Below are 5,972 nucleotides of genomic sequence, written 5' to 3'. Positions count from 1 at the left end.
GGCCCGGTCCGCGCCGCCGGCCCAGCCGGCGAGGGCGGCGCGCAGCGTCTTGCGGCGCTGCGCGAACGCGGCGTCGACGACGGCGAAGACGGCCTTCCGGGGTACGTCCGGCCGGGGTGGCTCGCGCCTGGTGAACGCGACCAGGCCGGAGTCGACGTTCGGCACCGGCCAGAACACGTTCGGCGGGACCTTGCCGGCGGCGCGGGAGCGGGCGTACCAGGCGAGTTTGACCGACGGGATGCCGTACACCTTGGAGCCGGGACCGGCGACGAGCCGGTCGGCTACCTCCTTCTGCACCATCACCAGGCCGTGGCGCAGCGTGGGCAGCTCGGCGAGCAGGTGCAGCACGACCGGCACGGCGACGTTGTAGGGCAGGTTCGCCACCAGCGCGGTCGGCGCCGGGCCGGCCAGGTCGGCGGCGGTGACCCGCAGCGCGTCGGCCGGGTGGACGGTGAGCCGCTCGGCGGCCGACCCGGCGAAGCGGGCGGCGGTCTCCGGCAGCGCGGCGGCGAGCGCCGGGTCGAGTTCCACGGCGTGCACGTGCGCGGCGACCGGGAGCAGGGCGAGCGTGAGCGAGCCGAGCCCCGGGCCGACCTCCAGCGCCACGTCGTCGGGGGTGAGCCCGGCGGTGGTGACGATGCGGCGCACGGTGTTGGGGTCGTGCACGAAGTTCTGGCCGAGCTTCTTGGTCGGCGTGACGCCGAGGCGCGCGGCGAGTTCCCGGATCTCCGCCGGGCCGAGGAGTCCGGTCACGCCGGGCATCCTCTCACCACGGCCCGAACGCGCGGTCGCCGGTCGCGGAGATGGTGGCGCAGAGTTCGTCCAGGTCGGTGCCGGTGGTCTCGGCGAGGAAGCGGACCGTCAGCGGGATCAGGTACGACGCGTTGGGCCGTCCCCGGTACGGCATCGGGGTCAGGTAGGGCGCGTCGGTCTCCACGAGCATCTGTTCCGGCGGGGTGACGGCGGCGGCCTCGCGCAGCGCGGCGGAGCTGCCGAACGTGACGGTGCCGGCGAAGCTGAGCAGGAAGCCGCGCCGGACGCACTCGCGGGCGAAGCCGGCGTCGCCGGAGAAGCAGTGCATGACCACGGTGTCCGGGGCGCCCTCGTCGTCGACGATGCGCAGCACGTCGGCGTGCGCGTCCCGGTCGTGGATGACCAGCGCCTTGCCGTGCCGCTTGGCGATGGCGATGTGCGCCCGGAAGCTCTCCTCCTGCGCGGCCCGCCCGTCGTCGCCGGTACGGAAGAAGTCCATCCCGGTCTCGCCGACGCCGCGGACCCGGTCCCGGCCGGCGAGCGTCTCGATCTCGCGCAGCGCCTCGTCCAGGTCGGCGAGCCGGGGCGCCTCGTTCGGGTGCAGCGCGACGGTGGCGAGCACCGGGGCGTACCGGTCGGCGACGTCGGCGCCCCACCGGGACGAGTCGACGTCCACCCCGACCTGGACGAGCCGGTCCACGCCGGCCCGGGCGGCGACGTCGATCGCGGCGGCCACCGGGTCGTCGCCGGGGGCGCCGCCCGGAGGCGTGCCGAACTCGCCGACGGTGATGTCGAGGTGGGTGTGGCTGTCCGGCACGGGCACGGGCAGCGGCTCGGGGGCGGGCGGGAACTCCCCGGCCCGGCGGGCGGCGCGCTGCTTGCGGGTCTCGGTCTTCTCGGTCATCGCGGCCAGCATCACACACCGGCCCGGTACGGCGTTCCCGGACCGCCACCGGCTGTTCACGTGCCCCACATCTGGCGGGCTTAGCGTCCCGGAGTGACAGTCACCGACCAGGCCGGCGGGCCCGCCTCCGACCGGGCCGGGTTGCGCGTGACGTACGGCGGCCGGGTGCATCCGGCGGAGGAGATCGCCCGGGGCGCGGCGTACGAGTTGTTCAGCGCCGACGAGGCACCCGGGTTCGAGTGGTGCCCCCGGCCCGGCAGCGGCTATCCGTGGCGCCGGTTCGTGCACGCGACCGAGGTGGACGCGGTGCACGGCGGCGCCGGGCCGGGCGACGACACGGACGCGCCGCTGCTGATGCCGGTGCACCGGGACCGCGGCTGGGCGTACGTACACCGGCTCAGCCAGCAGCCGGGCGCGGCGGCCGATCCGACGCTCGCCGCGGTGCGGGCGTCGGCGGTGATCCGGCCCGGTACCCGGATGGTGAAGGTGCTCTCCGCCCGGCAGCTCGCCGGCCACGTGCGGGGCGTGCTGCCGCACGGCTTCTGCTACCGGGAGCACGACGTGGCGCACCTGCGGACACCGGCCGGGATGGCGGTGCTGCGGGGCGACTCCGAGGGCGGCGACGTGGCGTACGCGCTGCGCTGGCGGGCCGCCGACCCGGCCGACTACGACGTGCCGGTGGGCCCGGCGCACCAGGGGCTCATGGCGTTGCCGCCCCGGGACCGGCTGGGGCCGCCGGTGCTGGGTACCGGGTTCGTGCCGAGCAACGGGCAGCTCGTACCGGAGTTCGTCACCCGGGAGTTCGCCGACCTGCCGATGCCGGCGAACGCCACGCTGCTGGCCTACCCTGCCGAGGGGGTGGAGGTGGTGCTCTACACCTACCAGGCGGAGCAGCGGGGCTGGCTGCGCCTGGCCGGGCCGCAGTGGCGGCACCTGCTCGCCGCGGTGCCCGGTCTGGCCGCCGACCAGGAGTACGTGCCGACCGGCGACGCGCCGCGCTCCACCCGGCTCGTCGGCACGTACGCGGGTTCGGAGTACGAGGCGGTGGCCGACCAGCCGGGCGGGTTCCGGGTGCTCGCGATGACCCGGGCGGCCCGATACCCGGTGGACGCGCCGGCCCGCCGGGTACGCACGGCGGCCTGGCGCGGGGTGCCGTGCCTGGTGCTGCGGGAGGAGGGCGGCTGGCTGCGGTTGCGGCTGCGCCGCCCGGATCCGGACGGGGTGGCCGCGACCGGCGCGCAGTGTCTGGAACGCGGCGTGTACGAGGTCTGGGCGCCGGGTGCCGAGCTGACCGACGACCGGGTGGTGGACCTGCCCTATCCGGCCCGCCACGAATAGACGAGGGCAGGTCGGGAAGGCGTGGTGGGTCCGAGAACCCGCGCGAGGGGGAATCCCGACATGCCTTTCGTCACCGTCGGTACGGAGAACTCCGCACCCATCGACCTGTACTACGAGGATCACGGTTCCGGTCAGCCGATCGTGCTGATCCACGGTTTCCCGTTCAACGGGGCGACCTGGGAGAAGATGAGCGGTCCGCTGCTGAACGCCGGATACCGGGTGATCACGTACGACCGGCGTGGGTTCGGCAACTCCGCCCAGCCGGCCAGCGGCTACGACTACGACACGTTCGCCGCCGACCTGGACGTGCTGATGACCGAGCTGGACCTGCGCAACGCGATCCTGGTCGGGCACTCGATGGGCACCGGCGAGGTGACCCGCTACCTGGGCGCGTACGGGTCGGACCGGGTGGACCGGGCGGTCCTGATGGCCCCGTTGGCGCCGTACCTGCTGAAGACGCCGGACGACCCGGAGGGCGTCGACAAGAGCATGTTCGAGGGGTTCCAGAAGGCGATCATCCAGGACCGGTTCGCCTACCTGACCCAGTTCTGCGACGCGTTCTTCAACGCCAGCGAGAACCGGGGGAAACTGGTCAGCGACGAGGCGTACCACGCGCACTGGCAGATCGGTGCGCAGGCGTCGGCCAAGGGCACCCACGACTCGGTGGACGCCTGGCAGACCGACTTCCGCGCCGACCTGCCGAACATCGACGTGCCGGTGCTGATCATCCAGGGCGACAAGGACAACGTGCTGCCGTTCCCGGTGACGGGCCAGCGGCTGGTGAACATGCTGTCCGACGCCAAGCTGGTCACGCTGAAGGGCGCGCCGCACGGGACGCCGTGGACCCATCCCACCGAGGTCAACAAGGCCATCATGGAGTTCATCGGCAAGCCGAGCATGGCGACCGCCTGACCTGGCGGACGACCGCGGCCCCGGGGATCTCCCCGGGGCCGCGGTCACACGTGCGTGGTCAGCCGGCCAGGCGGGCCAGCTCCTCCTCGACGATGGACGGGTCGAGCTTGCGGAACACCGGCTTCGGCGCCGCGAGCGGCCGGCCCACTTCCAGGGGTACGGACTCCCAGCGCGCCCCGACCGTGTAGTCACCGGTCAGCACCGGGTACGACGGCCCGCCGTCGAGGTCGTCAACCTCCTCGATCACCGGCATCGGGGCGTGCGTGCCGGTGCCGCCGAGCAGCTCGTGGATCTTCTGGGCGGAGTGCGGCAGGAACGGGGTGAGCAGCGTGTTGGCGTCGCTGACCACCTGGAGGGCGACGTGCAGGATGGTGCCCATCCGGGGCTTGTCGTCATCGCCCTTGAGCTTCCACGGCGCCTGCTCGGAGAGGTACTTGTTGGCCTCGGCGACGACCTTCATGGCCTCGCCGATGGCCTGCTTCTGCCGGTGCCGGGCGATCAGGTCGCCGACCACGCCGAAGCCGGCCTTCGCGGTGTCCAGCAGCGCCTGGTCGGCCTCGGTGAGCCCGGCCGGGTCGACCGGCGGGATCGCGCCGAAGTTCTTCGCCGCCATCGACACCGACCGGTTGACCAGGTTGCCCCAGCCGGCGACCAGTTCGTCGTTGTTGCGGCGCAGGAACTCCGCCCAGGTGAAGTCGGTGTCGTTGCTCTCCGGGCCGGCCACCGCGATGAAGTAGCGCAGCGCGTCGGCGTCGTAGCGCTCCAGGAAGTCCCGGACGTAGATGACCACCTTGCGGGAGGAGGAGAACTTCCGTCCCTCCATGGTCAGGTATTCGCTGGACACGACCTCGGTGGGCAGGTTGAGCCGGCCCAGTTCGCCCGGCTCGCCGTCGCGGGTGCCCTCGCCGGAGTAGCCGCCGAGCAGCGCCGGCCAGATCACCGAGTGGAAGACGATGTTGTCCTTGCCCATGAAGTAGTAGGACCGGGCGTCCTTCCCCTCCCCGTCCGCCGACCACCACTTGCGCCAGGCCTCCGGGTCGCCGGTGCGCCGGGCCCACTCGATGGACGCGGACAGGTAGCCGATGACCGCGTCGAACCAGACGTAGATCCGCTTGTCCGGGCGGTCGCGCCAGTCGTCGAGCGGGATCGGCACGCCCCACTCCAGGTCGCGGGTGATGGCCCGGGGCTGGAGGTCGTCGAGCAGGTTGCGGGAGAACCGCAGTACGTTCGGGCGCCAGCCGTCGCGGGTGTCCAGCCACTGCCGCAGCGCCTCGGCCAGGGCGGGCAGGTCGAGGAAGAAGTGCTCGGTCTCGACGAACTCCGGCGTCTCCCCGTTGATCTTCGACTTGGGGTCGATCAGGTCGATCGGGTCGAGCTGGTTGCCGCAGTTGTCGCACTGGTCGCCGCGCGCGCTGTCGTAGCCGCAGATCGGGCAGGTGCCCTCGATGTAGCGGTCGGGCAGCGTCCGGCCGGTGGACGGGGAGATCGCGCCGGTGGTGACCTTCGGGACGATGTAGCCGTTGCGGTAGAGACCTGTGAACAGCTCCTGCACCACCGCGTAGTGGTTGCGCGTAGTGGTGCGGGTGAACAGGTCGTACGACAGGCCCAGCGCCCGCAGGTCCTCGGCGATCACCCGGTTGTAGCGGTCGGCCAGCTCGCGTGGGGTGACCCCCTCGGCGTCGGCCTGCACCTGGATCGGGGTGCCGTGTTCGTCGGTGCCGGACACCATGAGCACGTCGTGACCGGCCATCCGCATGTACCGGGCGAAGACGTCGGAGGGAACGCCGAATCCGGATACGTGGCCGATGTGGCGCGGGCCGTTGGCGTAGGGCCAGGCGACCGCGGCGAGAACGTGACTCATGAGCAGCAAGCCTAGTGATTGCCGTGGGTGCGCCGCGAACCAATGGGGTGCGCGCTCCGACCGTACGTCCGATTTGTCGCCGACACGCGGCGTGAGCTGCCCGACAAGCCCGACGTACCGGTGTGAAATGAACATCGTGACCAGCAGACCAGCGGCGCCCGAGCCGTCGGCCGCCGCCACCCGGCGCGCGGCGCGGCCTGCGCC

At 72.6% G+C, this 5,972-nt stretch carries 5 protein-coding genes; 2 read left to right on the top strand and 3 right to left on the bottom strand.

The features are described from left to right. Nucleotides 1-753: 16S rRNA (adenine(1518)-N(6)/adenine(1519)-N(6))-dimethyltransferase RsmA (gene rsmA / locus AC2CHG_RS29540; protein ID WP_484526031.1), on the bottom strand; the 753-nt coding region annotated here is incomplete at its 3' end. Between the two features lie 13 nt (nucleotides 754-766). Next, a complete protein-coding gene (locus AC2CHG_RS29535; protein ID WP_484526032.1) occupies nucleotides 767-1,669 on the bottom strand; it encodes a TatD family hydrolase in 903 nt (300 codons plus the stop codon). An 81-nt stretch (nucleotides 1,670-1,750) separates the two neighbouring features. On the opposite strand from AC2CHG_RS29535, the gene AC2CHG_RS29530 reads away from it, so the two are divergent. Both AC2CHG_RS29530 and AC2CHG_RS29525 read left to right on the top strand, forming a co-directional pair. After that, on the top strand, nucleotides 1,751-2,995 hold the full coding sequence (locus AC2CHG_RS29530) for a hypothetical protein (RefSeq protein WP_484526030.1): 1,245 nt from the start codon (nucleotides 1,751-1,753) through the stop codon (nucleotides 2,993-2,995). 60 nt (nucleotides 2,996-3,055) lie between these two features. After that, nucleotides 3,056-3,907: an alpha/beta fold hydrolase gene (locus tag AC2CHG_RS29525; RefSeq protein WP_281600406.1), complete on the top strand. Its 852-nt coding sequence runs from the start codon at nucleotides 3,056-3,058 to the stop codon at nucleotides 3,905-3,907. Nucleotides 3,908-3,965: 58 nt separating this feature from the next. On the opposite strand, the gene metG is transcribed toward AC2CHG_RS29525, so the two are convergent. Continuing rightward, on the bottom strand, nucleotides 3,966-5,768 hold the full coding sequence (gene metG, locus AC2CHG_RS29520; RefSeq protein WP_262012623.1) for a methionine--tRNA ligase: 1,803 nt from the start codon (nucleotides 5,766-5,768) through the stop codon (nucleotides 3,966-3,968). Nucleotides 5,769-5,972: the final 204 nt, after the last annotated feature.

This window comes from Micromonospora sp. ATLC20, from assembly GCF_057196585.1.
The sequence above is the reverse complement of the archived record's forward strand: the minus strand, read 5'-3'. Positions and strand labels throughout refer to the sequence as shown.

What these genes read in the sequence shown, in the direction of transcription:
- AC2CHG_RS29535 (WP_484526032.1), bottom strand. Translation starts at nt 1,669, where the DNA reads ATGCTGGCCGCGATGACCGAGAAGACCGAGACCCGCAAGCAGCGCGCC.
- metG (WP_262012623.1), bottom strand. Translation starts at nt 5,768, where the DNA reads ATGAGTCACGTTCTCGCCGCGGTCGCCTGGCCCTACGCCAACGGCCCG.
- AC2CHG_RS29525 (WP_281600406.1), top strand. Translation starts at nt 3,056, where the DNA reads ATGCCTTTCGTCACCGTCGGTACGGAGAACTCCGCACCCATCGACCTG.